General features: G+C 70.3%; 25 protein-coding genes. 18 read left to right on the top strand and 7 right to left on the bottom strand.

The window, feature by feature from the left end; translation table 11 throughout:
• Nucleotides 1-23: 23 nt before the first annotated feature.
• The 6 genes from ACTIFU_RS04120 to ACTIFU_RS04145 are packed head-to-tail and all read left to right on the top strand — an operon-like array spanning nt 24 to nt 6498.
• Nucleotides 24-1034 carry an ABC transporter permease gene (locus tag ACTIFU_RS04120; protein WP_439577022.1) on the top strand — a complete coding sequence of 337 codons (1011 nt, stop codon included), beginning with the start codon at nt 24-26 and terminating at the stop codon, nt 1032-1034.
• A 12-nt stretch (nt 1035-1046) separates the two neighbouring features.
• Nucleotides 1047-1886, top strand: a complete 840-nt coding sequence (locus tag ACTIFU_RS04125) for an ABC transporter permease (RefSeq protein WP_439577023.1) — start codon at nt 1047-1049, stop codon at nt 1884-1886.
• The gene (locus ACTIFU_RS04130; RefSeq protein WP_439577024.1) at nt 1883-2908 is read left to right on the top strand and encodes an ABC transporter ATP-binding protein; all 1026 of its coding nucleotides are present in this window, start codon (nt 1883-1885) and stop codon (nt 2906-2908) included. The genes ACTIFU_RS04125 and ACTIFU_RS04130 overlap by 4 nt, the downstream gene beginning before the upstream one ends.
• Nucleotides 2905-3912 (top strand): ABC transporter ATP-binding protein, encoded by a 1008-nt coding sequence (locus ACTIFU_RS04135; RefSeq protein ID WP_439577025.1) that lies wholly within the window; start codon nt 2905-2907, stop codon nt 3910-3912. Before ACTIFU_RS04130 ends, ACTIFU_RS04135 begins: the two co-directional genes overlap by 4 nt.
• Entirely contained in the window at nt 3909-4922 is a 1014-nt protein-coding gene (locus tag ACTIFU_RS04140) for an NADPH:quinone reductase (protein ID WP_439577026.1), read from the top strand. Before ACTIFU_RS04135 ends, ACTIFU_RS04140 begins: the two co-directional genes overlap by 4 nt.
• Nucleotides 4923-4938: 16 nt before the next feature.
• The gene (locus ACTIFU_RS04145) at nt 4939-6498 is read left to right on the top strand and encodes a M81 family metallopeptidase (protein WP_439577027.1); all 1560 of its coding nucleotides are present in this window, start codon (nt 4939-4941) and stop codon (nt 6496-6498) included.
• Here ACTIFU_RS04145 and galE read toward each other — a convergent pair.
• A complete protein-coding gene (gene galE / locus ACTIFU_RS04150) occupies nt 6446-7432 on the bottom strand; it encodes a UDP-glucose 4-epimerase GalE (protein ID WP_439577028.1) in 987 nt (328 codons plus the stop codon). The genes ACTIFU_RS04145 and galE overlap by 53 nt on opposite strands.
• A 57-nt stretch (nt 7433-7489) precedes the next feature.
• Complete coding sequence (locus ACTIFU_RS04155) at nt 7490-8041, bottom strand: DUF882 domain-containing protein (RefSeq protein ID WP_439577029.1); 552 nt, start codon at nt 8039-8041, stop codon at nt 7490-7492.
• A 214-nt stretch (nt 8042-8255) separates the two neighbouring features.
• Between ACTIFU_RS04155 and ACTIFU_RS04160 the strand changes: the two genes are divergently transcribed.
• From ACTIFU_RS04160 to ACTIFU_RS04175, 4 genes are all read left to right on the top strand, one after another.
• Entirely contained in the window at nt 8256-9269 is a 1014-nt protein-coding gene (locus ACTIFU_RS04160; RefSeq protein WP_439577030.1) for an ABC transporter substrate-binding protein, read from the top strand.
• Between the two features lie 53 nt (nt 9270-9322).
• Nucleotides 9323-10081, top strand: coding sequence for an ABC transporter ATP-binding protein (locus ACTIFU_RS04165; RefSeq protein WP_439577046.1), 759 nt, complete (start codon nt 9323-9325; stop codon nt 10079-10081).
• A gap of 86 nt (nt 10082-10167) precedes the next feature.
• Nucleotides 10168-10926: an ABC transporter permease gene (locus ACTIFU_RS04170; RefSeq protein ID WP_439577047.1), complete on the top strand. Its 759-nt coding sequence runs from the start codon at nt 10168-10170 to the stop codon at nt 10924-10926.
• A complete protein-coding gene (locus ACTIFU_RS04175) occupies nt 10923-12227 on the top strand; it encodes a cytosine deaminase (protein ID WP_439577031.1) in 1305 nt (434 codons plus the stop codon). Before ACTIFU_RS04170 ends, ACTIFU_RS04175 begins: the two co-directional genes overlap by 4 nt.
• Before the next feature lie 649 nt (nt 12228-12876).
• On the opposite strand, the gene ACTIFU_RS04180 is transcribed toward ACTIFU_RS04175, so the two are convergent.
• The 5 genes from ACTIFU_RS04180 to ACTIFU_RS04200 form a co-directional block, all read right to left on the bottom strand.
• Nucleotides 12877-13458: an NAD(P)H-dependent oxidoreductase gene (locus ACTIFU_RS04180; protein WP_439577032.1), complete on the bottom strand. Its 582-nt coding sequence runs from the start codon at nt 13456-13458 to the stop codon at nt 12877-12879.
• A gap of 184 nt (nt 13459-13642) precedes the next feature.
• Nucleotides 13643-14431, bottom strand: coding sequence for an N-acyl homoserine lactonase family protein (locus ACTIFU_RS04185; RefSeq protein ID WP_439577033.1), 789 nt, complete (start codon nt 14429-14431; stop codon nt 13643-13645).
• A 14-nt stretch (nt 14432-14445) separates the two neighbouring features.
• A complete protein-coding gene (locus tag ACTIFU_RS04190; protein WP_439577034.1) occupies nt 14446-15729 on the bottom strand; it encodes a TRAP transporter large permease in 1284 nt (427 codons plus the stop codon).
• A gap of 1 nt (nt 15730) precedes the next feature.
• Nucleotides 15731-16168, bottom strand: coding sequence for a TRAP transporter small permease (locus ACTIFU_RS04195; protein WP_439577035.1), 438 nt, complete (start codon nt 16166-16168; stop codon nt 15731-15733).
• A gap of 56 nt (nt 16169-16224) precedes the next feature.
• Nucleotides 16225-17235 (bottom strand): TRAP transporter substrate-binding protein, encoded by a 1011-nt coding sequence (locus ACTIFU_RS04200; RefSeq protein WP_439577036.1) that lies wholly within the window; start codon nt 17233-17235, stop codon nt 16225-16227.
• 90 nt (nt 17236-17325) lie between these two features.
• Between ACTIFU_RS04200 and ACTIFU_RS04205 the strand changes: the two genes are divergently transcribed.
• The 8 genes from ACTIFU_RS04205 to ACTIFU_RS04240 all read left to right on the top strand — a co-directional run bounded on the left by ACTIFU_RS04205 (nt 17326) and on the right by ACTIFU_RS04240 (nt 26279).
• Entirely contained in the window at nt 17326-18342 is a 1017-nt protein-coding gene (locus ACTIFU_RS04205) for an SMP-30/gluconolactonase/LRE family protein (RefSeq protein ID WP_439577037.1), read from the top strand.
• A complete protein-coding gene (locus ACTIFU_RS04210) occupies nt 18339-19445 on the top strand; it encodes an isocitrate/isopropylmalate dehydrogenase family protein (protein WP_439577038.1) in 1107 nt (368 codons plus the stop codon). Before ACTIFU_RS04205 ends, ACTIFU_RS04210 begins: the two co-directional genes overlap by 4 nt.
• A complete protein-coding gene (locus ACTIFU_RS04215; protein WP_439577039.1) occupies nt 19442-20464 on the top strand; it encodes a Gfo/Idh/MocA family protein in 1023 nt (340 codons plus the stop codon). Before ACTIFU_RS04210 ends, ACTIFU_RS04215 begins: the two co-directional genes overlap by 4 nt.
• Nucleotides 20449-21135 (top strand): GntR family transcriptional regulator, encoded by a 687-nt coding sequence (locus ACTIFU_RS04220; RefSeq protein ID WP_439577040.1) that lies wholly within the window; start codon nt 20449-20451, stop codon nt 21133-21135. The genes ACTIFU_RS04215 and ACTIFU_RS04220 overlap by 16 nt, the downstream gene beginning before the upstream one ends.
• A 69-nt stretch (nt 21136-21204) precedes the next feature.
• Nucleotides 21205-21759: a dCTP deaminase gene (dcd, locus tag ACTIFU_RS04225; protein WP_439577041.1), complete on the top strand. Its 555-nt coding sequence runs from the start codon at nt 21205-21207 to the stop codon at nt 21757-21759.
• A gap of 17 nt (nt 21760-21776) precedes the next feature.
• Nucleotides 21777-23039 (top strand): UDP-N-acetylglucosamine 1-carboxyvinyltransferase, encoded by a 1263-nt coding sequence (murA, locus tag ACTIFU_RS04230; protein ID WP_439577042.1) that lies wholly within the window; start codon nt 21777-21779, stop codon nt 23037-23039.
• Nucleotides 23040-23194: 155 nt separating this feature from the next.
• The gene (locus ACTIFU_RS04235; protein WP_439577043.1) at nt 23195-24994 is read left to right on the top strand and encodes an ABC transporter ATP-binding protein/permease; all 1800 of its coding nucleotides are present in this window, start codon (nt 23195-23197) and stop codon (nt 24992-24994) included.
• A 124-nt stretch (nt 24995-25118) separates the two neighbouring features.
• Nucleotides 25119-26279, top strand: a complete 1161-nt coding sequence (locus ACTIFU_RS04240) for an OpgC family protein (RefSeq protein WP_439577044.1) — start codon at nt 25119-25121, stop codon at nt 26277-26279.
• The last annotated feature ends 180 nt before the right edge of the window (nt 26280-26459 follow it).

A 26459-nucleotide genomic window follows, 5' to 3' on the forward strand; every position in this document is an offset into this window, starting at 1 on the left:
TTGCACCGCCCCCGGGAGACGCCATGGTCCGTTTCGTCCTGCGCCGACTGATCCTGGCGCTGCCGGCACTGCTTGGGCTGATGGTGCTGACCTTCTTCATGCTGCATGTCCTGCCGGCAGACCCGTCGGCAGCACTCGCCGGCGAGAATGCGACACCCGAGCAGATCGCCGCGATCCGCGCCGCGTACGGCCTCGACCAGCCGCTGTGGCGACAGTTCCTGATCTATGTCGGCCAGGTGCTGCGCGCCGATCTCGGCACCTCGCTGTTCACCAACCGGCCGGTGGCGGCCGACATCGCGCTCCGCCTGCCGGCCACCATCGAGCTCACCTTCGCCGCGCTGCTGTTCGCCGCGGCTGTGGGCATCCCCCTTGGGACGCTGGCGGCCGTCTGGCACAACTCGCCATTCGATCACGTGATCCGCGTCGTCACGGTGGCAGGGCTGGCGATTGCCTCGTTCTGGTTCGCGATCATCCTCCAGCTCACCTTCTCGATGGAGTTCGACATCCTGCCGCTCCGCGGCCGGCTCGATGTCGGCGTCGATCCTCCGCTCTTCATCACCGGCCTCTACCTGGTCGACAGCCTGCTCACCGGCCGCTTCGCCACCTTCGTCAACGCGCTCGAACACCTGATCATGCCGGCCTTCACGCTCTCGCTGGGCGGGCTCGCGACCATCGCGCGGTTCACCCGTGCGGGCGTGCTTGACACGATGCAGAAGGACTTCGTGTCCTACGCCCGGGCGGCCGGCTACCCGGAGCGACGCATCGTCTGGGTCTATGTGCTGCGCAACTCGGTCGTGGCGGCGACCACCCAGATCGGCCTCCTGTTCGGAGGGCTGATCGCCGGGGCGGTTGCGATCGAGTGGATCTTCGACTGGCCGGGGCTTGGCAGCTACGCCGTGCAGGCGATCTACACCTCCGACTACAAGGCGATCCTGGCCGTGACGCTGGTGGTCGGCGTGATCTACGCGCTGGTCAACCTGGTGGTCGACGTGGTGCTCGCACTGCTCGACCCGCGCGTCGGCGAGAGCGTCTAGGCAGGAGCGCGGATGCTTCTGCTGCGGAAGTTCCTGCGCGACGTGCCGGCCGTCTTCGGCCTCACGATCATCATCCTCGTGGTGTTCACCGCCCTGTTTGCGCCCTGGCTGACGCCCAGGCCCGAGGCGGTGTTCGACAGCAACATCATGGCCCGGCTGCGGCCACCGACCGCGGAGTTCTGGTTCGGCACCGACAATCTCGGCCGCGATATCTGCTCGCGCGTGATCCTCGGCACGCGCGGGGCGCTGATCGTGGCACTCTCGGTGGTCGCGTTCGCGATGGCGATCGGCGTGCCAATCGGGCTCTACGCCGGCTACACCAGCTCGCTCACTGGCGAGGCGCTCATGCGCTTGGTCGATGTGTTCCTCTCGGTGCCGCAGCTGATCCTGGCGCTGGCGATCGCCCAGCTGATCGGCCGTGGCCTCGAAAGTGCGATGCTGGCGCTCGCCCTGACCTATTGGCCGTTCTTCGCGCGTACCGTCTACGCCGAGGCGCGACGGGTTCGGCACGCGCTGTTCGTCGAGGCGCTGCAAGGGATCGGCGCCTCGCAGGTTCGCATCCTCGTCGTCCATGTGCTACCCAATGTCGCTTCACCGGTGATCGTGCGCGCGACCATCGGCATGGGCTTCACGATCCTCACCACGGCCGTGCTCGGCTTCCTCGGCATCGGCGCGGCACCGCCTGATCCCGACTGGGGCCTCGCGATCGCCGAGAGCCGCAACTACCTGCCGGAGGCGTGGTGGTTCGCGATGTTTCCTGGGCTCGCAATCCTGGTCACCGTGCTCGGGTTCAACCTGTTCGGCGACGGCTTGCGCGACCTGGTCGATCCGCGGCTGAGGCGGTCGCGATGAGCGCGCCACTGCTCGCGATCGAGGATCTCTCCGTCACGGTCCGCACCGATGAGGGCCACGCGCAGATCATCGATCGCGCGGATCTGGTGCTGCGGCCCGGGTCGATCCACGGCGTGGTCGGCGAGAGCGGCTGCGGCAAGTCGACGCTCATCAAGGCGGTGCTGGGCCTGCTGCCGAGGCGCAGCACGATCGATCGCGGTCGTATCCTGTTCGAGGGGCAGAATCTGCTCACCCTGCCGCGCGAGTCCATGACGCGGGAGGTCCGTGGCCGGGCGATCGGCTTCATTCCGCAGGACCCGTTCCAGGCGCTCAACCCCGTGTTCCGCGTCGGCGACCAGATGATGGAGCTGCTGCGCTGGCACGGCCTGCCCGGCGAATCGCCCCCCTCCCGCGGACGCATCGACCGGACGACGCGCGCGCGACACCGCGCGCATCTCATCTCGATGCTGGGCGCGGTCCAGCTTGCCGACGCCGAGGAGGCGCTGGAGCGCTACCCGCACCAGTTCTCGGGCGGGCAGCGCCAGCGCCTGCTGATCGCGGCGGCGCTGGCCTGCGGGCCCAAGGTGATCCTGGCCGACGAGCCGACCACCGCGCTCGACGTCACGACGCAGTTGCAGATCCTCAAGCTGCTGCGCGACCTCGCCGAGACCTTCGGCCTGTCGATGGTGTTCGTGACGCACGATTTCGGCGTGGTCGCGCAGCTCTGCGACACCGTGACCGTGATGTATGCCGGCCAGACGGTCGAGAGCGGTCCCGTCGCGTCGGTGCTGGGAACCGCGCTTCACCCCTATGCGCGCATGCTGCTGGCCTGCCATCCCGATCGCGCGGCCGATCTCGCCGGGATTCCGGGCGCGGTCCCCTCGCCGCTCGCCCCGCCCTCGGGGTGCCGCTTCCATCCGCGCTGCCCGGAGGCACGCGACGCCTGCGCCGCCGCGCGTCCGGCAACGCGCGAGCCCGCCGCGCACCACAGCGTCGCCTGCGTGCTCCATGACGAGCCCGCCACCGCGACGGCGACGCGATGACCGCGCCGATCCTCGCCTTTCGCGATGTCGTCACCGTGCTTGGCGGCGGCCGGCCGTTTCTTGGCAAGCCCCGGCCGCTGGTGCGCGCGGTGGACGGTGTATCGCTGGAACTGATCGAAGGCGAGGCGCTCGGCCTCGTCGGCGAGTCCGGCTGCGGCAAGACCACGCTCGCCAAGACCGCGCTCGGGCTGCTGCGCGAGGGCGACGGCGAGATCCGGCTCGACGGGCGCGTGGTCTCTGGGGTCGATCCGATCCAGGCGCGGCGGCTGCGACGCGCCGTGCAGTACGTGCACCAGGACCCGGGCGCCTCGCTCGATCCCTGGTGGAGCGTCGGTCATGCGCTCGACGAGGCGCTGCGCATTCACGGTGTCGCCGATCAGGCCGAGCGCGACCGGCGCATCGACACGATCCTGGATGCCGTAGGACTCGATCCGTCGTTCCGGCGGCGCTATCCGCACGAGCTCTCTGGCGGGCAGCAGCGCCGCGTGGGGCTCGCGCGCATCCTCGTGCTCGAGCCGCGCGTGATCATCCTCGACGAGCCGACCTCCGGGCTCGATCTCTCCGTGCAGGCGACCGTGCTGCGCCTGTTCCGCGACCTGCGCGAACGGCTGGGGTTGACCTATCTGTTCGTGAGCCACGACCTCTCGGTGGTGCAGCGCATGTGCGAGCGCGTGGCGATCATGTATCTCGGCCGCATCGTCGAGATCGGCGAGACCGCGCGCATCTTCGCCGCACCCGCGCACCCCTACACGCGCGCGCTGCTTGCCGCCGCGCCTAAGCTCACGCCAGGCGCGCTCAAGGAGACGCCCGTGCTGCCGGGAGATCCTCCCTCGCCTGTGAACGTTCCGTCGGGCTGCGCATTCCGCACCCGGTGCAGCTTTGCCGTGGACGCATGCGCGCGCACACGGCCCGCTCTGGAACCCACCGGCGCCGGGCAGGGCCAGGTGGTCGCGTGCCTGCGCTGGCGCGACCTGCCGCCCGCACAGGAGGGAGAGGGACGATGACCGAGCCGACCATGCGGGCCGCATTCTGGCGCACCCCAGGCCCCGCGGGCGCGGTGCTGGAGCTCGGCACGATGCCGCGCCCCCTCGCCAAGGAAGGCGAAGTGCTGGTGCGCATCGCGACCTCCGGCGTGAACCCGCATGACGTCAAGAGGCGTTCGGGCTGGATGCCGGTGCCGCCGCCCTCGGAGCCGGTGGTGCCGCACTCCGACGGTGCCGGCGTGATCGAGGCGGTCGGGCCCGACGTCGATCCAGCGCGGATCGGCGAGCGCGTCTGGCTGTTCCGCGGCGGCTCGGCCGTGGCGAACCGGGGCACGGCCGCCGCGTTCTGCGTGGTGAAGAACCATCAGGCACCGAGGCTGCCCGACGGGGTGCCGTTCACGATCGGCGCCGCGCTCGGCGTGCCCGCACTCACCGCGCACGCCGCGCTGTTCATGGACGGTCCGTTGGCCGCGGGCAGCACCGTGCTGATCCAGGGCGGGGCGGGCGCCGTCGGTGCCTGCGCCGTGCGCTTCGCCGCGCGTGCCCCCGGCGTCACGGTGATCGCGACCGGATCGACGCCGCAGAAGCAGGCGATTGCGCGCGAAGCTGGCGCACACCACGTCGTCGACTACCGCGCGCCCGACGTAGCCGCGCAGATCCTTGCACTCAGCGGTGGCGTGGATCGCATCGTCGAGGTCGATTTCGCGGCGAACCAGGCGACCGATATCGCGGTCATCAAGCGCCATGGCGTGGTGGCATCCTACTCCTCGACCACCAACCGCACCCCCGTGCTGGACTATTACGGCTTCGCGCTGAAGGGCTGCACGCTGCATTTCGTCCAGGGCATGGTCCTGCGCGGGGGCTTGCTGGCGACGGGCATTGACGCAACGAACCGCGCCCTCGCGGAGGGCTGGCTCACGCCGGCGATCGCGGCCGCGCTGCCGCTCGATCGGATCGTCGAGGCGCACGAGTTTGTCGAGGCCGGCGCCGGCGGCAAGGTCGTCGTGGTGGTGGACGAGACGCTGCGCTGAGCAGCGAGGGGGGGACATGGCACGGATCGCGGTCGGCGGGTTCCACCACGAGACCAACACCTTCACCCCGGGCCTGACCGACTTCGCCTATTTCACCGTGCAGCGCGACCGCCCGCCGCTGATCCGCGGCGACGATCTCTTCGCGTGGATGCCGAGCGCGGGCTATCCGCTCTCCGCGTTCCTCGACGTGCTCGCCGGGCAGCACGAGGTCCTGCCGCTCGTCTGGACCTCGGGCGGGGCGGGGGCGACGGTCTCGCGCGACGCGTTCGAACGGATCGCCGGCGAGATGGTCGGGCGGCTCTCGCTCGCCCTCCCGGTGGATGCGGTCTATCTCGACCTGCACGGCGCGATGGTGACCGAGGATTTCGAGGACGGCGAAGGCGAGCTCCTGCGCCGGGTGCGCGCGGCCGTGGGGCCGGAGACGCCCATCGTCGTGTCGGTCGACTATCACGCCACGCTCACGCCTGCGATCCTCGCCCTCGCCGACGCGGTCACAGCGTTCCGGACCTATCCGCATGTCGATAGACGGGAAACCGGCGAGCGTGCCGCCGCACGTGTCGCGTGGGTGCTGGCCCACGGCCGCCCGGCCGGGCGGGCGCTCCGCAAGCTGCCGTTCCTGATCCCGCTGCACGCGCAGTGCACCGAGGCGCTGCCGTCTGCCGCCATCATCGCCGAGACCGAGCGCATCGAGTCAGCCGCGCGGGCATCGGGTCTGATCGGCCTCGACTATCTCGCCGGGTTCCCGCCGTCCGACATCTGGTGGTGCGGCCCGTCGGTGATCGCCTACGCAACCAGCCAGGCGACGGCCGACGCTGCCGCCGACGAGCTCGCGCGCGTGATCGCGCTCGCCGAGCCGGAGTTCGCGCAGCCGGTGCTCTCGCCCGATCAGGCGGTCGCCGAGGCGATGCGGATCGCCGCAGCCGCAACCCGGCCGGTGATCATCGCGGACACGCAGGACAATCCCGGCGCGGGCGGCAGCGCGGATACCACCGGGCTGCTCGCGGCGCTGGTGGCGGCCGGTGCCGAGGGCGCCGCCCTCGGCTACGTCTGCGACGCCGAGGTCGCCGAAACGGCGCACCGTGCCGGCGAGGGCAAGATGCTCGATCTCGCGCTCGGCGGGCGGCACGGACCCGAGGGTGTGGTACCGTTCGCGGGACGGTTCGAGGTGGTGCGGCTCGGCAGCGGACGCTTCCGCACCACCGGCCCGGTGGCCGGCGGGCGTGACGCGGATCTGGGCCGGATGGCGCTGCTGCGGATCGGCGGCGTGTCGATCGCGGTCACCAGCAAGCGGATGCAGGCGCACGACCAGGCGCCGTTCCGCCATCTCGGGATCGACCCGGCCCGGCAGAGGATCCTTGCGCTGAAGAGCTCGGTCCACTTCCGGGCTGACTTCGCGCCACTCGCCGAGACCGTGATCGTGACCGCCGCGCCCGGCCATCATCTCGCCGACAACCGGGCCTTCCCCTACCGGCGGCTGCGCCCGGGGCTGCGCCTGACCCCACTCGGCCCGGACAGCGACAGCGTCAGCGGTAACCCTCGGGATGCGCCTGCCGCCAGGCCCAGGCATCCGCGATGATCGTCTCCAGCGCGGGATAGCGCGGCGTCCAGCCGAGCTCCTCGCGGATGCGCCGGCTGGAGGCGACCAGCACCGGCGGGTCGCCGGCGCGGCGCGGCCCGATCGTGTGTGGCACCGCGCGGCCGGTGACGCGTTCGGCGGTCGCGATCACCTGGCGCACCGAGTAACCCGTGCCGTTGCCGAGGTTGTAGCGCACGCTGCGCTCGTTCAGTGCCTCCAGCGCTAGCAGATGCGCCTCAGCCAGATCAGCAACGTGGATGTAGTCGCGAATGCAAGTGCCGTCCGGCGTCGGGTAGTCGTCGCCGAACACGGTGAGCGGCGGGCGGCGGCCTGAGGCGGCGTCGAGCACCAGCGGGATGAGGTGCGTCTCAGGCCGATGGTCCTCGCCGAGACGTCCGCCGGGATCGGCACCGGCGGCGTTGAAGTAGCGCAAGGCGGCCGAGCGCAGGCCGTGGACACGCTCGGCCCAGACGAGCGCGCGCTCGAGCCACGCCTTGCTCTCGCCATAGGGTGAGCCGGGATCGACCGGCTCCTCCTCCGGGATGGGAATGGTGCTCGGCGCGCCGAACAGCGCGGCGGTGGAAGAGAGCACCAAGCGCTTCACCCCATGCGCGATCGTGGCCTCGATCAGCGCAAGACCGTTGCGAGCGTTCTCGGCCATGTAGCGATAGGGCTCGCGCATGGACTCGCCGACCAGGGACAGGGCGGCGAAGTGGAACACCGAGGCGAACGGACCGAGCGCGAAGGCATGGGCGAGCGCGTCGGCATCGCCGATCCGGCCTGAGATCAGCTCGGTGCTCGCGGGCACCGCGGCGGCGTGGCCGGTCGAGAGATCATCGAGCACGACCACACGGTCGCCGCGCGCGACCAGCGCAAGGACGAGGTGGCTGCCGACAAAGCCGGCGCCGCCGGTTACGAGATGGGTATCGGGCATCGACAACCTTGGGACAGTGGTTCGAGGATGGATCGGGATAGCGCGGCTGCGGTGCCTTCACCAGCGCCGCCGTGGACCCGTATCAAGGTGCACGAACGGGCTTGCGCCGCGGTAAACGCCGACACCGCCGCGGCCGAGTTGCCACGCCGCGCCGACCAGACCCAGCGCGTGCAGTCCCGGGCGGCGCACGTCCACCGCCCTGCCCTGGACATGCAGGCTGTTCGAGGCGGCACGGCCCCAGCGCGCGGCCAGCGCCGCCTGGGTCCGCGCCGTCCTGTACCCCGAGGCCACCTCGAAGCCGCGCCCGGGCACCCGCCGGTCGAGCAGCCAGAGCGTGTCGATCAGGGCGGGGTCGATCGCGCCGGCGAGGTTCTCCTCGCGATCGCGCAGCAGCCATGCGATCCGTGCCATGACCTCGGTGTCGTGCGCGCCGTCGCGCCAGTAGATGCCGTCAAACCGCTCGTCGGTGTGGATGTTGGCGAGCACCAGGCGGCGCGGTTCGGTCGAGGCCGGCTGGGCGGCTGCGGGCATCGCCAGGGTGCAGGCCAATGTCGCGACGAGGCGGCGCCGGCCGAGCCGCGGCAGGCAGCAGGCGCAGGGGGGCTGCATCAGCCGGACCCTGCGCCGCGGCGCGGCGGCGGCGCAAGTCCCGACGAACCGGATGGCGTCATGCCTGGAATGCGGGCAGCCTTGCCAGCCGAAACGGCTGCGCGCAGCGGCGGGGTTCCGGCACGGCGATTGCTAACCATCTCTTTGGCCACGCTGGATTGCGCCAGCCGGCACCTTGCGCGACACCCCGACCGACGAACAGGGAGCGAGATCGATGAGGACGACATGGCGGATCGACCGGCGCCGGGCGCTCGGGCTTCTGGGCGGATCGGCGCTCGTGCCCGTGGCAGGAGCCCGTGTCTCGGCGCAGACCCTCGACAAGGTCAGCTTCCAGACCAACTGGCGCGCCCAGGCCGAGCATGGCGGCTACTACCAGGCGGTCGCGGCCGGCATCTATCGCCGCTACGGCATCGAGTGCGATCTGCGCATGGGCGGGCCACAGCAGAATCCGAGCCAGCTGCTGCTCGCCGGCCGGGTGGACATGATCATGTCGAACGGCTTCCTCGCGCTGAACTACGTGCGTGAGAACCTGCCCTTCCTGACCATCGGCGCGATCATGCAGAAGGACCCGCAGGTGCTGATCACACACGCGGGCAATGGGATCGAGCGGTTCGAGGACATGAAGGGACGGCCGATCCTGGTCAGCCCCGAGGGCCGCGTCACCTATTGGCCGTTCCTGAAGGCGAAGTTCGGCTTCACCGACGATCAGATCCGCCCCTACACCTTCAACCTCGCACCCTTCCTCCAGGACCGCATGGCCATCCAGCAGGGCTTCCTCTCCTCCGAGCCCTATGCGGCGCGCGAGGCCGGCGCCAACCCGAAGGTGTTCCTGATCGCGGACGCCGGCTACGAGAACTACCAGACCACCATCAACATCAGCCGCCGCATGGTCGAGGAGAAGAGGGAGCTGGTGCAGCGCTTCGTCGACGCGACCATGGAGGGCTGGACCCAGTACATGCGCAAGCAGGACATCGGCGCGGCGAACGCCCTGATCATGCGCGACAACCCCGAGATGACACAACTCAAGATCGACTACGCGATCGACGAGATGAACCGGATGGGCATCGTGCTGTCCGGCGATGCCGAGCAGCTCGGCATCGGCGCGATGACGCATGAGCGCTGGGACCGGTTCTACACGACCATGGTAGCGGCCGGCGTCTATCCTGCCGGCATGGCGATCCGCAATGCCTACAGCCTGGACTTCGTGAACCGCCGCGTCGGGCTGTGAACCACCTGGGGCCGACGACAGGGGATACGCTCGCGTCGGCCCCGACCCGAGCACTGGTGGTGCTACGCGGCGTGGAGAAGCGCTTCGCCACGGGCACGCTCGCGCTGCGTGGCGTCGATCTGACGATCGAGACCGGCGACTTCGTCGCGCTGCTGGGGCCGTCGGGCTGCGGCAAGTCCACCTTGCTGCGCATCATCGCGGGGCTGATCGCGCCATCCGCCGGCGCGCTCGACTGGCCGCGTGCCGAGCACGACGCCACTGGTGTCGCGCATCCACGCCTTGGCTTCGTGTTCCAGGAGCCGACGCTGATGCCCTGGACCACGACGCTGAAGAACGTGGCCCTTCCGCTTCGGCTTGAAGGGATGGCGCGTTCGGAGCGGCTCGATCGCGCGGCCGAGGCGCTGCGGCAAGTGGGGCTCGCCGGCTTCGAGCACGCCTATCCGCGCGCGCTCTCGGGGGGCATGAAGATGCGCGTCTCGATCGCGCGCGCGCTGGTCACCCGGCCCGACATCCTGCTGATGGACGAGCCCTTCGCCGCCCTCGACGAGATCAACCGGTTCCGGCTGAACAACGACCTGCTGGCGATCTGGCAGGAGACCGGCGTGACGGTCGTTTTCGTCACCCACTCCGTGTTCGAGAGCGTCTATCTCTCGCGCCGGATCGCGGTGATGGCGGCGCGGCCGGGACGGATCGAGCGCGAGATCGCGATCGCGGCACCCTATCCGCGCGACGAGGCGTTCCGCACCTCGGCGGACTATGCGGCGCTCTGCCGGACCGTCAGCGCCGCGCTGGAGGAGGCGATGGCGGCATGATCCCGCGCACCCTCGATGCAACCCCCTCCCCGCCGCCGGTCCGGCGCGTGCTGTTCCTGCCCGTCGAGACCTGGCCGAAGATCCTGATGCCGCTGCTGATCGGTCTCCTCTCGCTCTCGGCCTGGGAGATCGCCGTGCGGGTGAACGAGGTGCCGCACTACGTGCTGCCGCCGCCGTCGGTGATCTGGCGGACGCTGGTCGGCGACTGGCACAGCCTGTCGGTCTCGCTCGGCATCACGCTCCAGATCACCTTCGCCGCGCTCGCCGTCGCCGCCGTGCTGGGGCTCGCGCTCGCGGTGCTGTTCGCGCAGTCGAAATGGATCGAGCTCTCGCTGTTCCCCTATGCGGTGGTGCTGCAAGTCACGCCGATCGTCGCGATTGCGCCGCTGATCATCATCTGGGTGGACGACATCCGCGTCGCCCTGCTGATCTGCGCCTGGATCGTCGCGTTCTTCCCAATCCTCTCCAACACCACGCTCGGGCTGAACAGCGCCGACCACAATCTCGTCGACCTCTTCCGGCTCTACCGCGCGAGCCGCTTCCAGCAGCTCGTGTTCCTGCGCCTGCCCTCGGCGATGCCCCTGTTCCTCGCCGGCTTGCGGATCTCCGGTGGGCTCGCGCTGATCGGCGCGATCGTTGCCGAGTTCGTCGCCGGCACGGGCGGGCGCGCCTCCGGCCTCGCCTACCGCATCCTGGAAGCCGGCTACCAGCTCCAGATCCCGCGCATGTTCGCCGCCCTGCTGCTGATCTGCCTCACCGGCATCGCGATCTTCCTGGTGCTCGGGCTGATCCAGCATCTGGCGCTGCGGCACTGGCACGAAAGCGCGCTCAGGCGCGAGGGATGACGGCGCCCGCGATCCCGGCTTCCGGCGGCTACTGGCTGCGCGACGCCCGCATTCCCGGCACGCCCGCCGAGCGGCTCGACCGCGTCGATCTGCGCATCGAGCGTGGCCGCATCGCCGCGATCGCGCCGGTCGGCGCCGCCACTGACGGCCCGTCGCTGGACGGCGGGATGGCGCTGCCGTGCTTCGTCGACGTGCACACGCATCTCGACAAGGGGCATATCTGGCCGCGCAGCCCGAACACCGACGGCACGTTCAGGGGCGCGCTCAGCGCCGTGATGGCGGACCGCGAGGCGCACTGGTCGGAGGAGGATACGCGCGCGCGCTTCGCGTTCGGGCTGCGCTGCGCCTATGCGCACGGCACGGCGGCAATCCGGACACATCTCGATACCTACCTGCCGCACGGCCGCAGCACCTGGCGCGTCTTCGCCGAGCTGCGCGACGCCTGGGCCGGGAGGATCGACCTCCAAGGTGTCTCGATCTGCCCGATCGACCGGCTCGCCGGCGAGGATGGCGCGGCGCTCGCGGACCTCGTCGCCGAGCACGGCGGCGTGCTCGGCTTCGTCACCCGCTTCGCCGGCGGCGGCCACGACGCCATCCCGCCCGGCTTCGAGGAGCTGCTTGACCACGCCTTCGCGCTCGCCGAGGCGCGCGGGCTCGACATGGACCTGCACGTGGACGAGAGCGGCGCGACCGCCGCCGCCACCCTGCCGATCATCGCCCGCACCGCGATCCGGCGCCGCTTCCAGCACCGCCTCCAGGTCGGCCACATCTGCTCGCTGAGCCTCCAGCCCGACGCAGTGATCAACGCGACGATCCGGCTCGTGCGCGAGGCCGGCATCACGGTGGTGTCGCTGCCGATGTGCAACATGTACCTCCAGGACCGCACGCCCAGCCGCACGCCGCGCTGGCGGGGGGTGACGCTGCTGCACGAGCTCGCCGCCGCCGGTGTGCCGGTCTCCGTCGCCTCCGACAACTGCCGCGATCCCTTCTACGCCTATGGCGACCACGACATGGTGGAGGTGCTCCAGTCGGCCGTGCGGATCGCGCAGCTCGACCATCCGCTCGGCGACTGGCCGGACACGGTCACGGCGACGCCGGCCGCCGTGATGGGGCTGCCCGAGCGCGGCGCAATCCGCGTCGGCGTTCCGGCCGATCTCGTGCTGTTCCGCGCGCGGCTCTGGCACGAGTTCCTCGCGCGCGGGCAGTCCGACCGGATCGTGCTGCGCGGCGGGCGGCCGATCGACACGACACCGCCGGACTACCGCGACCTCGACGCGCTGGTCGGGATCGACGCGGGCTGAGCCAGCGCCGTCCTTCCGGTCAGATCAGGCTGCGCCGCCGCCCTTCGAGGCCAGCGAGGCAGGGACCGCGGTGCGCGAGCGAGCTGGGTTGGGGCACGCCAGTGTCGGTCTGCCGCAGCAACTCAGTCGCGACGAGTCCGGGGCCCTCCTGCACGCCGGCAACGGGCACGCGTCGTCGACATCGAGCGTGACCAACGACCCGCTTGGCGATCGGCTGCGACGCGCAGCCGCCGTCCGCTCCACCGGTTCCAGCGGTTGCAGATCAGCGCCGGGGAAGCGCGGGCCCAGGCCGCCCAGATCTTGCCGGAGCGATTCGTCTGCGGCGCCTGCGCCCTCTGTCTGCCCGACGCAGTCGCCGGCACGGTCGAGGACTCGAATCGGTATCTCCCGCTGGACGAGGACCTGGCGAGCGACCTTGCCGCGCGCGGCCTGCCGGTCAGCGCCGCACCGGACCTGCCCGCGCGGATGGCGCAATGGCTCGCCGGCGATGCCCGAACGCGGCCGGGCAGCGATCGCCTGTCGCCGCCGGAGCATGCCGCCCCGGTCTCCCTCGCCGATCGGTTCTGGCTCTCCGGTGCGCCCATGCCGGTCGAGAGCCCGATCCCGGCCGCCGACCGCATCTCTCCCGGCGAGGGATCGCGCGCCGATCTCACCAGCGGCGGAACGCCGCAGCGACGCGGTCGCGGAACGCCGCGCGCTCGTCGTGCGTCCGCTGGTCCATCCGCGTCAGTGACATCCATTCGAGCCGGCAGCCACGCGCGCAGAGTCGGCGCAGCCCCCGCCCGATCAGCTTGCGGTCCGGCCGGCCGAGATACCAGAGCAGCCACCAGGGGCTGCCGTAGGTCGTCACTACGGCGATCCGACGGATGTTGGTCAGCAGCGGCTCGATTGCGAGCTCGCCGAGACGAAACGCGACGCCCGGAAGCCAAACCCGGTCGAACCAGCCCTTCAGCATCGCCGGCATCCCGTACCACCAGGTGGGATAGACCAGCACCAGGGCATCGGTGGCGCGCAGCCGCGCGACATGCTGTTCCACGCCGGCAAGGTTTTCGCCCTCGGTGTGGTAGCGGGCCCGCTCCTCGGCCGAGAGCGCCGGCACGAAACCCTGCGCGTAGAGGTTCATAAGCTCGGTGGTGTGGCCGGCGGCGGCGAGCGAGTCGCGCACCGCATCGCGAAGCGCGGCACAGAAACTGTCCTCGCGCGGATGGCAGTAGACCAGCAGGATCCGCATCACGACTCCGGCGGCGGCTTGACGGCCGGGGCAGCTTCGCACGAGATCGCGCCATGCCGGAGAAGCCGCCCCCAACCTCGAGCGAGCGCGGCCGCGCCGAGGCCGAGGCGCGTGCGGCCCGTCGCGCCGCGGCGCTGCGCGAGAACCTGCGCCGCCGCAAGGCCCAGGCGCGCGCGCGGGCAGATCAGACGGCGGGGCCGGAAAGCCGGACGGCCACCCCCTCCAAGCCGGGCCCGGCCGAGGGATAGCGGCGGATCACCGCCGGGTCGTGGCCCGGCACGACGCGGTTCGGATCGCCGCCGGCCTCGCGGATCAGGCGCTGGTAGCCCTCCAGCACCGCGCGCATGTCATAGACGATCGGAAAGGGCTCGCCGGCCAGCGTCTCCCAGAAATGCGCAGCGTCCGAGGCGAGCACTATGGGGCCGTCGGCGGTGTCGATCCGCGCCGCCATCAGCCCCGCCGAGTGTCCGCCGATGCGCATCAGGCGGATGCCCGGCCAGGGCTCGGCGTCGCCGTCGTGGAACACCATCCGCCTGTCGTAGAGCGCGCGCACCAGCGCGGTGACGTCCTCGCAGAGGAACGGCTTCTTCAGATGCGCATGCAGCATGCAGCGGCCGGTGGCGTAGGCCATCTCGGCGTCCTGGACGTGGAAGCGGGCGTTCGGGAAGGCGCCGATGCCGCCGGCGTGGTCGTAGTGGAAATGGGTGATCACCACGTTGCGCACGGCGCCCGCGTCGATGCCGATCGCGGCCAACGCCTCGGCGGGGGTGCGTTCGTAGGTGGCGCCGCGCGGGGCGGCGAGTTCGCGCGCGAAGCCGGTGTCGAACACCACCACCGCGTCGCCCCGGCGCGCGGCCCAGACGTAGTAGAAGATCGGGTGCGGCGTGTCGTGCAGGTCGTCCTGGACGATGAAGTGGTTGCGCCGCCGTCGCCCGGTGTTCTCGGCATACTTGACGGCGAAGACTTCCCACATCGGCGCCTCTCTGCTCAGCGGAACGCCCAGACGATCCCCATCGGCAGGGCCTCGACATAGGTGACCGCCAGCATCACGCCGAGGCTCGCGACGAACAAGGGGATCAGCGCACGGCTGATCGCGCCCATGCCGACATCGGCGAGCTTGGCGGCGACGAACAGCGTGCCGCCGACGGGCGGGGTGTAGAGGCCGATCGCGAGATTGCAGGTGAAGATCAGGCCCATGTGCACCGGATCGACGCCGAACGCCTGCCCGGCAGGCAGGAACAGGGGTGCCGCGAGCACCAGTGCCGGCAGGGGCTCCAGGAAGATGCCCAGCACCAGCAGCACGATGTTGAGCAGACCCAAGAACACCCATTTGTTCGGCGCGATCGCCTGGACGAGCTCGGTCAGCTGCACCGGCACCTGCTCGAGCGTGATCACCCAGGCGAGCGCATTGGTCGCGCCGATCACCAGCAGCACTGTGGCGCTGGTGATGAATGCCTGGAGGATCAGCCCGGGCAGCTCGCGCGGGGCGATGGTGCGATAAAGGAAGAGCGCGATCACCAGCCCATAGGCGGTGGCGACCGACGCCGCCTCGGTCGGGGTGAAGACGCCGGAGTAGATGCCGCCTAGCACGATCAGCGGCATCAGCAACGCGGGTAGGCTGTCACGCGCGCCGGCGGCGATCTCGCACCAGCCCGCGGGCGGCCCGCCCGGATCGCAGCCGGTGGAGCGGCCAACCCAGGCGCAGACCATCATCAGCGCGAGCCCGAACAGCGCGCCGGGGACGATCCCCGAGAGGAACAGCTCGGCGACCGAGACGTTGGCGACGAAGCCGTAGACCAGCATCGGGATCGAGGGCGGGATGATGACCCCGAGCGTGCCGGCAGCCGCGATCAACGCGCCGGCAAAGGCACGCGTATACCCACGCGCGACCATGCCTGGCACCATCACCGGGCCGATCGCCGCCGCGGTCGCGATCGCGCTGCCCGAGACCGCACCGAACAGCATGCAGGAGGCGACGGTGACGATGCCTAAGCCCCCCGGCAGGAAGCCGAACAGCGTGCGCGCGAAGCCGATCATGCGCTCGCCCACGCCGCCGCGCCCGACCAGCTCGCCCGCGACGATGAAGAGCGGCACGGCGACGAGATGGAACGGCTCGACCCCGCCGATCACGTTCAGCGCGATCGCCTCGATCGGATAGGGGAAGTCGACGAGCTCGTTGACGATCAGCGTGGTCAGGATCAGCGCCCAGACGAGCGGCACGCCGGCCAGCGCGACGGCGAAGAACACCCCGAAGATGACCGCGAGCAGCATCTCAGGCGAGCGCGCGGCAGGCCCGCACGAGGTCGCGCAGCACGAACGGCAGCGTCACCGCCGCACCCGCCGGCATGGCCGCGTAGAGCAGCCCCTGCGGCCAGTAGAGCACAGTCGTGAGCTGCGCCCACTGCCGCTCGGCGATCACCGTGCCGTAACCGGCAAGCAGCAGCAGCACGGCGATGACGGCGAGCGCGACGATGATCTCGGCGACCGCGCGCGGCCGGCCCGCGAGCGCCTCGAGGATCTCGCCGATGCGCATATGTGCGCCACGCCGCGTGGCCGCCGCCGCGCCGAGGAAGGTCGCCCAGACCAGCGCGAAGGAGGCGAGCTCTCCGGACCAGGCGACATCGAAGTTGAACACGAAGCGGCTGAGGACGTTGCCGAACACCAGCACGGCCACCGCCGCGCCCAGCACCGTGATCGCCGCATCGATCACGATGCCGAGCAGGGCAAGCGGCAGCGGCTCGTCGCGGGTCAGGCGCGAAAGCAGCGTCAGCTCCGCGCCGGCAGCGCCTCGCGCAGCTTCTGCGCATCGGCGAGCAGCTCGTCGACCGCGGCCCCGTACTGACCACGCGCACGCTCATAGACCGGCTTCACCGCCTCGCGGAACGCGGCGATGTCGGGACGTGCGATTTTGGCGCCCTTGCTCTCCATCTCCTTGAGCTGGCCCTCCTCGGCGGAGCGCACCTCGCGGCGGCAGAACCCTGCGGCCTCGATCGCCGCCCGCGTCACTGCCTCGCGATCGCGCTCGGACAGGCGGCGCCAGGTGCGCTCGGCCATCGACAGCGGGATCGGGCTGTAGACATGTTGCGTGAGCGTGATGTGCGGCGCGACCTCGTAGAAGCGCTGGCTGTAGATCGTGTCGACCGGGTTCTCCTGGCCGATCACCGTGCCCTGCTGGATCGCGAGATAGACCTCGGTCACTGGCAGCACGACCGGGTTGAAGCCAAGTGATTCCATGATCCAGCGGATCATGTCGTTCGGGAAGATGCGCATCTTCTGCCCACGCGCATCCGCCGGGCTGTTCAGCGGCATCTTGGTCGTGAAGCTGCGGAACCCGGCCTCCCAGGTCGCGAGGATGCGCATGCCTTTGGACTCGAGGGCCTCGAACTCGCGCTTGAACCACGCAGACGTGTCGTACAGAGCCCAGCCCTGTTCGTAGGTGTCGACGAGATAGGGCAACGCGGAAAGGTTGAGGGCGCGGTTGTGCGTGGCATAGGTGCCGGTGCCGGTGACGGTGAAGTCGAGCCCACCAAGCTGGAGCTGCTCGACCGCCTTCGGATCGTTCGCGATCTGGCCCGAGTGGTAGACCTGCACGCGCAGCCGCCCGCCGGAGTATTCGGCGACCTTGGCGGCGAACAGCTCGGCCGATTTCTGCCGGCTGCCGATCGCGGTGTCGGTGTGGCTGAAACGCAGCGCGGCACCCTGCGCGCGGACATGCAGCGCGGGGGCGGCGAGCGCCGCGGCGGAGGCGGCCAGAATGGTGCGGCGACGGAGCGTCATCGTGTCCCTCCCTGGAGGCGTGGCGTCGGCGTCGGAGCGCCGCTCTTGCCTTGACTGAGCCATTAACGTATGCGTTTGTCAATGCGCGCAATGCCGCCCCTCGGTCCGCACTCGTCGTTCCGCCGCGTCGGTGGTGGGCTCGCGCGGCCCGAATGCGTGCTCGCGCACGCGTCCGGCCTGCTGATCGCTAGCGACTGGCAGGATGCCGGCGGGGTGGCGTTGATCGCTCCGTCGGGGCGCGTGCGGCGGGTCATCGCGCACGGGTGGCACGAGACCCTGCGGCCCAACGGCATCGCCCTTCGCACCGGCGGACGCGTGCTGCTCGCCCATCTCGGCGAAACGACCGGCGGGGTGTTCGCGCTCGATCCGGATGGAAGCATCACGCCGGTCGTGACGGAGGTGGACGGACGCCCACTGCCGCCGACCAACTTCGTACTCGCCGATGCGCAAGGACGGCTCTGGATTACTGTCTCGACGCGCCATGTCCCGCGCAGCGAGGCTTGGCGCGCCGACGTCGCCGACGGCTTCGTGGTGCTCGCCGCACCCGGCGAGCCGCCGCGGATCGTCGCCGACGGTCTAGGCTATACAAACGAGGTCGCGCTCGCGCCCGACGGTTGCACGCTCTACGCCGTCGAGACCTATGCGCGCCGCCTCGCCGCGTTCGACGTCTCGGCCGACGGGACGCTCTCGGGCAAACGTATCGTCGCCGCATTCGGACCCGGCGACTTCCCCGACGGCATCGCGCTCGACGCCGAGGGTGCGATCTGGGTCGCCTGCATCATCGGCAACCGGATCCTGCGCGTCACGCCGGACGGTTCGATCGCGGTGATGGCGGACGCGGCAGATGCCGCACACGTGGCGAAGGCCGAGCAGGCATGGCGCGATGCGCGCCTGACCCGCGATCTCGTGGAAGCCGGAACCGATCCGCACTTCCGTAACGTCTCGAGCCTCGCCTTCGGCGGCCCTGACCTCGCGACGCTGTTCGTCGGCTGCCTGCTCGGCGATTCGATCCTTGCCACCCGCTCGCCCGTGCCGGGCCACCCGCCGCCGCACTGGTCGCTCGACCCCGGTCCCCTGCCCGCACTCGCCGAGGAGCCCACGCCATGACCTCCAGTTTCCGCATCGCCGTACTGCCGGGCGACGGCATTGGCCCGGAGGTGATGGCGCCGACGATCGACCTGCTGCACGGCGCGGCCGAACGCGTGGGCCTGGTGCTCGCGACCGAAGATCATCCCGCCGGCGCGGTGTGCTGGCGTGACACCGGCGAGGCGCTGCCGAAGGCCACGATGGACGCGTGCAAGGCGGCGGACGCGATCCTGCTCGCCGCGATGGGCGATCCGGCGATCCGCTACCCCGACGGCACCGAGATCGCGCCGCAGCTCGATCTCCGCTTCGACCTCGGGCTCTATGCCGGCGTCCGTCCGGTGCGCGTGATTCCCGGCGTGAGAACGCCGCTCGCCGATCCGCGCGCGGCCTCGATCGACCTCGTGATCCTGCGCGAATCGACCGAGGGGCTGTTCTGGTCGCGCGGACGGGGCGAGGTGCGCAACGATGCGGAGGCGCGCGACACGCTGGTGATCACCCGCGCGACAACCGCGCGGCTATCGAATTTCGCGTTCGACCTCGCCCGGGCGCGGCGCGAGCGCGGCGGCAAGAACCTGGTGACGTGCGTGGACAAGGCGAATGTGTTCACCTCCTTCGCGTTCTTCCGCAAGGTCTTCGACGAGCGCGCCGCGGTGCATCCGGACGTGCGGGCGGCGCACCACTACATCGACGCGATGGCACTCGATCTCGTGCGCCGGCCCTGGGAGTTCGACGTGATGCTGACCGAGAACATGTTCGGCGACATCATCTCGGACCTCGGCGCGGCGCTGATGGGCGGGATGGGCTACGCGCCTTCGGCCGACATCGGCGATGCGCACGCGGTGTTCCAGCCTTGCCACGGCTCCGCGCCCGACATCGCCGGCCAGGGGATCGCCAATCCGACCGCAATGATCCTGTCGGGTGCGATGATGCTGGAGTGGCTCGGCGAGCGGCACGGCGAGCCGCGCGCGCTCCGCGCGGGGATGCTGATCCGGCGCGCGGTGGATGCCGCGTTCGCGACCGGCCGGCTCGTCACCCCCGAGCATGGCGGCGCCGCTGGGACGCGCGCGGTCGCCGCCGCGGTCGGCGCGGCCATGGCGGCGCTCGATCCGGCCGAAGCCGCATGACCCTCGCGGTCGGTCTCGTCGGGGCCGGCTACTTCGCGCAGTTCCACGCCGAGGCCTGGGCGCGCCTGCCCGGCGCGCGGCTCGCTGCGGTCTGCGACACCGATCGCGCCAAGGCCGAGGCGACGTCGGCGCGCCATGGTGGCGCGGCGTTCGACGATCTCGCCGCAATGCTCGCGGCCGTGCCGCTCGACATCCTCGACATCGCTGCGCCGCCGCCAGCGCATGCACCGACGATCCGCGCGGCGATCGCGGCTGGCATCCGAACCGTGATCTGCCAGAAGCCGTTCTGCGGCGGCCTCGCGGCGGCGGAGGCGATCACGGCGGAGGCCGAGGCCGCCAAGCTCAGGCTGATCGTGCACGAGAACTTCCGCTTCCAGCCGTGGTACCGCGAGATCGCGCGGCTGCTGGCGGTGGGCGCGATCGGACAGCCCTTCCAGATTTCGTTCCGACTTCGTCCCGGCGACGGCCAGGGTCCCGGCGCCTATCTCGACCGCCAGCCCTACTTCCAGACCATGCCGCGCTTCCTTGTCCATGAGACCGCGGTCCATCAGCTCGACGTGTTCCGCTTCCTTTTCGGCATGCCCGATGCGGTGTTCGCCGATCTCCGCCGGCTCAACCCGGCAATCGCCGGCGAGGACGCGGGCGTCATCATCCTGCGCTACGGCGACGGGCGGCGCGCACTGTTCGACGGGAACCGGCTGGTCGACCACGCGGCCGCAAATCCACGTCTGACCATGGGCGAGCTGCTGGCCGAGGGGACCGAGGGAACGCTCCGGCTCGATGGCGCGGGTCGGCTCTGGCTGCGCGCGCGTGGTGCGGTAGGCGAGCGCGACCACGCCTATCATCTGCCGTCCCAGGGCTATGGCGGCGACTGCGTGTTCGCGCTCCAGCGCCACGTGGTCACCCACCTGACGGAAGGCACCGGCATCGAGAACACCGCGCGCGAGTATCTGGCGACGATGCGGCTGGTCGAGGCGTGCTATGCCTCGGCCCAGGAGGGACGATGGATCGCCTTGTGACCGACCCGGCCGAGCGCCTGCCCGCGGCCGAACGCGCCCATCGCGAACTGCGCCGGCGCATTCTCGACAACGCGTTGCCGGTAGGGGCCAATCTGCTGGAGGAGGAGGCGGCCGAGCTGCTCGGGCTTTCGCGCACGCCCGTGCGCGAGGCGATGGTGCGGCTCGCCGAGGAGGGGCTGGTCGAGATCCGCCCGCGCCATGGCATGCGGGTCAAGCCGATCTCGGCCGACGACATGCGCGAGATCTACGAGGTGCTGGCCGCACTCGAGCCGAAAGCCGCCGGCCGCGCCGCAAGGCTGGGACTCTCGGCCGAGGAACTCGCCGGCCTCGACGACGCCGTTGCGGCGATGGACGCGGCGCTGGAGCGGGGCGATCTGGTCGCCTGGGCCGAGGCCGACGAGCATTTCCACATGGGACTGGTGCGCGCCTCGGGGAACCGCAGGTTGGCGGCGACGGTCGGCTCGTTCTGGGACCAGGCGCACCGGGTGCGCATGGCAACCCTCCGGCTGCGCCCCCTGCCGACCGCCTCGAACGCCGATCACCGCGCCGTGGTTGCCGCGATCCGCGCCGGTGATGCCGTCCAGGCCGAGGCGATTCACCGTCGCCACCGCGAGGCCGCAGCCGAGATGCTGGTCGGGCTGCTGGAGCGGCTGGGCGGCGCAGGGCTGTAGCACGGCCTTGACTCGGGGCGCCGGCCGTGGCGGGTGGCGGCCCTCGCCTCCCCGCCCCGGACCTCCGCCATGGCCATCATGCCCGACACCTGGATCCGCCGCATGGCCGCCGAGCAAGGCATGATCGATCCGTTCGTCGAGAAGCAGACGCGTGAGGGGATGATCTCCTTCGGCCTCTCCTCCTACGGCTACGACGCGCGCGTGGGCCACGCGTTCAAGCTCTTCACCAATGTCGAGTCCGCGATCGTCGATCCGAAGGACTTCAACCCCGCCTCCTTCGTCGACCGCGAGGCGGAGGTCTGCGTGATCCCGCCCAACAGCTTCGCGCTGGCCCACACGGTCGAGTATTTCCGCATCCCGCGCGACGTGCTGGTCATCTGTCTCGGCAAGTCGACCTACGCGCGCTGCGGCATCATCGTGAACGTCACCCCGCTCGAACCCGAGTGGGAAGGGCAGGTGACGATCGAGATCAGCAACACCACGCCGCTGCCGGCCAAGATCTACGCCGGCGAGGGGATCTGCCAGTTCCTGTTTCTCAGGGGCGAGTCGGTGTGCGAGACCAGTTATGCCGACCGCGCGGGCAAGTACATGCGCCAGCGCGGCGTCGCCCTTCCCAGGCTGTAGCTTGAGGATCGTCTGAGATGGACCGGATCAGGATTCGCGGCGGCACCCCGCTCTCGGGCACGATCCCGATCGGCGGCGCGAAGAACGCCGCGCTGCCGTTGATGGCCGCGGGGCTGCTGACCGATGAACGGCTCACGCTCACCAACGTGCCGAGACTCGCCGACATCGACACGATGGCGCTGCTGCTCGCCCAGCATGGCGTGGCGGTGGAGCGGCGCGACAACGACGGCCGCACGCTCTCGATCGGCGGGTCGATCACCAACACCGAGGCGCCGTACGACATCGTCCGCAAGATGCGCGCCTCGGTGCTGGTGCTCGGGCCGCTGGTCGCGCGCTGCGGCGAGGCCAGGGTGTCGCTCCCGGGCGGCTGCGCGATCGGCACCCGGCCGATCGACCTGCACCTGAAGGGCCTCGAGCAGATGGGTGCCGAGATCCTGCTCGAGGGCGGCTATGTCACCGCGCGCGCACCGAAGGGGCTCAAGGGTGCAAAGATCGTGTTCCCGTCCGTCTCCGTGGGTGCGACCGAGAACCTGCTGATGGCCGCGAGCCTGGCCGAGGGCACGACCGTACTGGCGAACGCCGCGCGCGAGCCGGAGATCGAGGATCTCGCGCGCTGCCTCTCCGCCATGGGCGCGCGCATCGAGGGCATCGGCACGGACCGGCTGACCGTTACCGGTGTCGCCCGGCTGCACGGCGCGGCCCACGCGATCATTCCCGACCGGATCGAGACCGGCACCTATGCCTGCGCGGCCGCGATCACCGGCGGCGAGGTGGTGCTGGCGAACGCGAAGCTCGACCATCTCGGCGCGGTGGTGCGCATCCTGCGCGAGGCCGGGGTGGAGATCGTCGAGACCGAGGGCGGGCTGTCGGTGAAGCGGCTCAACGGCCTGCACGGCGTCGACGTGATGACCGAGCCCTATCCCGGCTTCCCGACCGACATGCAGGCCCAGTTCATGGCGCTGATGTGCGTCGCCGACGGCGCGGCGATGGTGACCGAGACGATCTTCGAGAACCGCTTCATGCACGTGCCCGAGCTGAACCGCATGGGCGCGCGCATCAATGTGCACGGCGCCTCCGCGATCATCCGTGGCGTGGCCTCGATGTCCGGCGCGCCCGTGATGGCGACCGATCTCCGGGCCTCGGTGAGCCTCGTGCTCGCCGGGCTCGCTGCGAAGGGCGAGACGGTGGTGAACCGCGTCTACCACCTCGACCGCGGCTATGAGCGGGTCGAGGCAAAGCTCGCCGCCTGCGGCGCGGCGATCGAGCGCATTCCGGGCTGAGGGGGGTGCGCGCGGCGAACTCGCGCGCCTTCCTCTCGCGCCAGCCGACACGACCGACACCGGACGCCGGTGATGCCGGGCGGGCGCGACCTGGACCCTCCCCGCCTGCAGCCATACCAAAGCGCAGGGCAACCGCACGCTCCGGATGCTGACCCATGATCATCGATGATCCCGCTGTCCTCAAGGAACGGCTGGCGGCACATGCGGAACGGCGGGTCGGCAGCCCCGCGCGTCTGCCCCCGGGCCCAGCCGTGGTCCGGATGCTGCGCGTGCTCGGTGGGATCTTCACGGCCCGGACACGCTGGCGTGCGTTCGGACTGCTGGTCGCTGACATCATCTCTACGATCGCGCAGGTGCTCCTCATCCTTCGCCTGGCGACCTGGAACGCCGACTTCTTCGATGCCCTGGAACAGAAATCGATGCCCGGGCTGGTGACCCAGTCCTGGATCTTCCTGCCGATCGTGCTGGGCCTGATGGTGGTGCAGACGGTCGGCTTGGAAGCCAGACGCCGCTTGCAGATCGATCTCCGAACCTACCTGACCCGGACCGTCAGCGATGCCTGGATGGCGGGCGGCCGTCACTACCAGCTTCGTAGCCTTGGCGTGACTCACGACAACGAGGACGGCCGGATCGCGGAGGACGCGCGCGTGGTCTGCGAAATGGTGGTCGATTTTCTGTCCTCGCTGTTCTACGCCGCCCTCCAACTCGCACTGTTCATCGGCGTGCTCTGGTTCACATCCGGCCCGCTCGTCCTGTCGATCGGCGGGGCGACCTTCACGCTGCCCGGCCACATGGTTTGGGTCGCCCTGCTCTATGCCGGCATTGGGGCCGCGATCACGATCGTTGTCGGCCACCCGCTGGTGCGATCCACCGCGCGCCGGCAGGCCGCGGAGGCTGACTACCGCGGGCGGTTGCGCAAGGCGATCACGCATTCCCCGACCATCGCCCTGACGCAGGCGGAACCGGGGGAGCGCCGCCGGCTCGCCGCGGCGTTCGATGTCGTCCGCGCGACCTGGGCTGTGCAGACGGCTTCGTTCCGCAATCTGATATTCCTTGGCTCCGGCTACACCCAATTGACCATAGTGCTGCCGCTGCTGCTGCTCGCACCACGAAATCTCTCTGGCGAAATGAGCCTGGGCAGGCTGATGCAGGTGACGATCGCCTTCGGTCAGGTCACCGCGGCGCTCTCCTGGGTGTCCTACAACTACCCGAGCGTCGCGCAATGGGAAGCTTCGGCCGGACGTGTGCTGGCCTTGCATGACGCGGTGTCGGGCATCACGGACGGGTACGGAGGCGAGGGGCCGGACTGGTTCCGGCGCGGGCCCGAGAACGGGCCGAACCTCGCGTTCCGTGAACTCACCCTCATCTCGGCGACGGGTGAGGTCCTGTTGGCCGATTTCAGCGCCGAGATCAGCCCCGGCGAGCATGTCCTGATCGAAGCGAGCCCCCACGTCGCAGCCGCCCTGTTCCGCGCGATCGGCGGCCTCTCCCCGTGGGGCAGGGGGCGGATCGAGCTGCCGGAGTCGGATCTGCCCTTCTTCATCGGCGACCGGCCCTACCTTCCAGATGCTTCGCTCGCCGAGATTTTGGCGGAGCCGGGCGACCCCGCGTGCTTTGCCGAAAACGAGCTGGCCCGAGCCCTCGCAGATGTCGGACTCGCGCACCTCGTGCCCGTCCTCGACACCTCAATCGCATGGGAGGAGGAACTCGGCATCGAGGATCAGCACAGGCTGGGGTTTGCGCGAGCGCTGCTGCATCGTCCGCGCTGGATCGTGATGCACGAGGCGACGAGCGGGTTGGATAGGGAGACCGAGGACCGGCTGATGGATCTGGTGACCTCCCGACTTCCCGGGACAACGCTGGTGATGATCAGCCATCGTACGGTGATGGCTGAGCGGTTCCAGCGTCGGATCTCCATTTCGGCGCCGCCATCGGACGGCACGTCACGGCGGTAGAGGCGTTCCGGCTGCGGGCGTGCCGCGGGACCCCACGCAGGCGGATCAGCCGCACGGGCTGCCGAGCACGATCGGTTGCGACAGGTGATTCCCTGAGCAAGGCAAGCAGGACACCGTACACGCGATGCGCCACCTGATCCGCCAGAACCGCGACATCCGCGTCGACTTCTTCCGCGGCTTTGCACTGTTCTGCATCTTCATCGGCCACATCGCCGATCATGTGCTCTGGGTCGTCACGATCCAGGTGCTCGGGCCGTCGGACGCGACCGAGACCTTCATCTTCCTCGCCGGCTACTCGGCCGCCTTCGCCTACGGCCGCGCGCTCGACCGCAACGGCGTCGCCTACGCGGCGGTCGCGGTGGGTCTGCGCATCTGGCAGCTCTACATCGTCCACGTCTTCATGTTCCTCGCCTTCGTCGCGCAGGTGTCGTGGAGCGCGACCCGCTTCGCGAACGCCGCCTATATCGACGAACAGAATGTCGGCGCCTTCCTTGACGCCCCCTACGAGGCCGTGCTGGACGCGCTCACCCTGCGGTTCCAGCCCGCCTTCATGGACATCCTGCCGCTCTACATCGTCATCCTGCTGTTGCTCATCGTGGTCCTGCCGCTGCTGCGCCGGCCGCTCTGGCTGATCGTGGTCTCGGGCGCGCTCTATGTCGCGGTGCGCATCACCGGCACCACGCTGAAGACAGCGACCGGCGACTGGTTCTTCAACCCGCTCGCCTGGCAGTTCCTGTTCATGATCGGCGTCGCCATGGGGCGTCTGCCGGACGCGGAACGCGCGCGCCTCCTGCGCCATCGCCGCATGCTGCTCGCGCTGTCGCTCGCGGGCGTGCTCGCGGGGCTGGTCATCAGCGCGGTCTGGCGGATTCCCGCAGCCTACAGCGTGTTGCCGGAGCCGCTTGCCTGGGCGATCTACACGCGCATCGACAAGTCCTCGCTCCACCCCGCACGGCTGCTCCACTTCCTTTCGATGGCCTATCTCGTTACCCGCACCGTCAGGCCGGGTGCGGCGTGGCTGACCTCGCCGCCAGCGCAGCCCTTCACGCTGACAGGCCAGCACGGGCTCGCGGTGTTCTCGCTCGGCGTGTTCCTGTCCTTCCTCGGGCGGCTGATCATGCAGGAGTTCGACGCCTCGCTGGCGACCCAGCTTGCGATCGCCGCCGGCGGGCTTGCGCTGATGGTCGCGCTGGCCGCCACCCAGGCCTGGTACGACGGCAAGGGCGAGGCGAAACGTCCGGCCTTGGCGACGCCGCCGTCGCCTGATAACCGATCTGCGTCATGAGGATGGCCGTGATCCTCGCGCTTCTGCTCGCCCTGGCCGGGATGCCGGCGATGGCGACGGCCGAGCGCTGCACCGCACCGCCCGAGCTCACCGCTGCCGGCGACACCTACCCCCAGGCGGCGCGCGCCGCCAACCGCAACCGTCGCCTGGCCGTGCTGGTGATCGGCTCGGGCTCGACCG

This window comes from Elioraea sp. (assembly GCF_051860475.1).
GTDB lineage: Bacteria > Pseudomonadota > Alphaproteobacteria > Acetobacterales > Acetobacteraceae > Elioraea.

Bases quoted from the DNA above. Each gene is read 5' to 3' on its own strand.
- ACTIFU_RS04220 (WP_439577040.1), top strand. From the start codon at position 20,449: ATGGATCGCCTTGTGACCGACCCGGCCGAGCGCCTGCCCGCGGCCGAA.
- ACTIFU_RS04240 (WP_439577044.1), top strand. From the start codon at position 25,119: ATGCGCCACCTGATCCGCCAGAACCGCGACATCCGCGTCGACTTCTTC.
- ACTIFU_RS04140 (WP_439577026.1), top strand. From the start codon at position 3,909: ATGACCGAGCCGACCATGCGGGCCGCATTCTGGCGCACCCCAGGCCCC.
- ACTIFU_RS04170 (WP_439577047.1), top strand. From the start codon at position 10,168: ATGCCGCTGCTGATCGGTCTCCTCTCGCTCTCGGCCTGGGAGATCGCC.
- ACTIFU_RS04135 (WP_439577025.1), top strand. From the start codon at position 2,905: ATGACCGCGCCGATCCTCGCCTTTCGCGATGTCGTCACCGTGCTTGGC.
- ACTIFU_RS04200 (WP_439577036.1), bottom strand. From the start codon at position 17,235: ATGACGCTCCGTCGCCGCACCATTCTGGCCGCCTCCGCCGCGGCGCTC.
- ACTIFU_RS04180 (WP_439577032.1), bottom strand. From the start codon at position 13,458: ATGCGGATCCTGCTGGTCTACTGCCATCCGCGCGAGGACAGTTTCTGT.
- dcd (WP_439577041.1), top strand. From the start codon at position 21,205: ATGGCCATCATGCCCGACACCTGGATCCGCCGCATGGCCGCCGAGCAA.
- ACTIFU_RS04175 (WP_439577031.1), top strand. From the start codon at position 10,923: ATGACGGCGCCCGCGATCCCGGCTTCCGGCGGCTACTGGCTGCGCGAC.
- ACTIFU_RS04205 (WP_439577037.1), top strand. From the start codon at position 17,326: ATGCCGCCCCTCGGTCCGCACTCGTCGTTCCGCCGCGTCGGTGGTGGG.
- ACTIFU_RS04160 (WP_439577030.1), top strand. From the start codon at position 8,256: ATGAGGACGACATGGCGGATCGACCGGCGCCGGGCGCTCGGGCTTCTG.
- ACTIFU_RS04120 (WP_439577022.1), top strand. From the start codon at position 24: ATGGTCCGTTTCGTCCTGCGCCGACTGATCCTGGCGCTGCCGGCACTG.
- ACTIFU_RS04130 (WP_439577024.1), top strand. From the start codon at position 1,883: ATGAGCGCGCCACTGCTCGCGATCGAGGATCTCTCCGTCACGGTCCGC.
- ACTIFU_RS04190 (WP_439577034.1), bottom strand. From the start codon at position 15,729: ATGCTGCTCGCGGTCATCTTCGGGGTGTTCTTCGCCGTCGCGCTGGCC.
- ACTIFU_RS04145 (WP_439577027.1), top strand. From the start codon at position 4,939: ATGGCACGGATCGCGGTCGGCGGGTTCCACCACGAGACCAACACCTTC.
- ACTIFU_RS04125 (WP_439577023.1), top strand. From the start codon at position 1,047: ATGCTTCTGCTGCGGAAGTTCCTGCGCGACGTGCCGGCCGTCTTCGGC.
- ACTIFU_RS04235 (WP_439577043.1), top strand. From the start codon at position 23,195: ATGATCATCGATGATCCCGCTGTCCTCAAGGAACGGCTGGCGGCACAT.
- ACTIFU_RS04210 (WP_439577038.1), top strand. From the start codon at position 18,339: ATGACCTCCAGTTTCCGCATCGCCGTACTGCCGGGCGACGGCATTGGC.
- ACTIFU_RS04185 (WP_439577033.1), bottom strand. From the start codon at position 14,431: ATGTGGGAAGTCTTCGCCGTCAAGTATGCCGAGAACACCGGGCGACGG.
- galE (WP_439577028.1), bottom strand. From the start codon at position 7,432: ATGCCCGATACCCATCTCGTAACCGGCGGCGCCGGCTTTGTCGGCAGC.
- ACTIFU_RS04215 (WP_439577039.1), top strand. From the start codon at position 19,442: ATGACCCTCGCGGTCGGTCTCGTCGGGGCCGGCTACTTCGCGCAGTTC.
- ACTIFU_RS04155 (WP_439577029.1), bottom strand. From the start codon at position 8,041: ATGCAGCCCCCCTGCGCCTGCTGCCTGCCGCGGCTCGGCCGGCGCCGC.
- murA (WP_439577042.1), top strand. From the start codon at position 21,777: ATGGACCGGATCAGGATTCGCGGCGGCACCCCGCTCTCGGGCACGATC.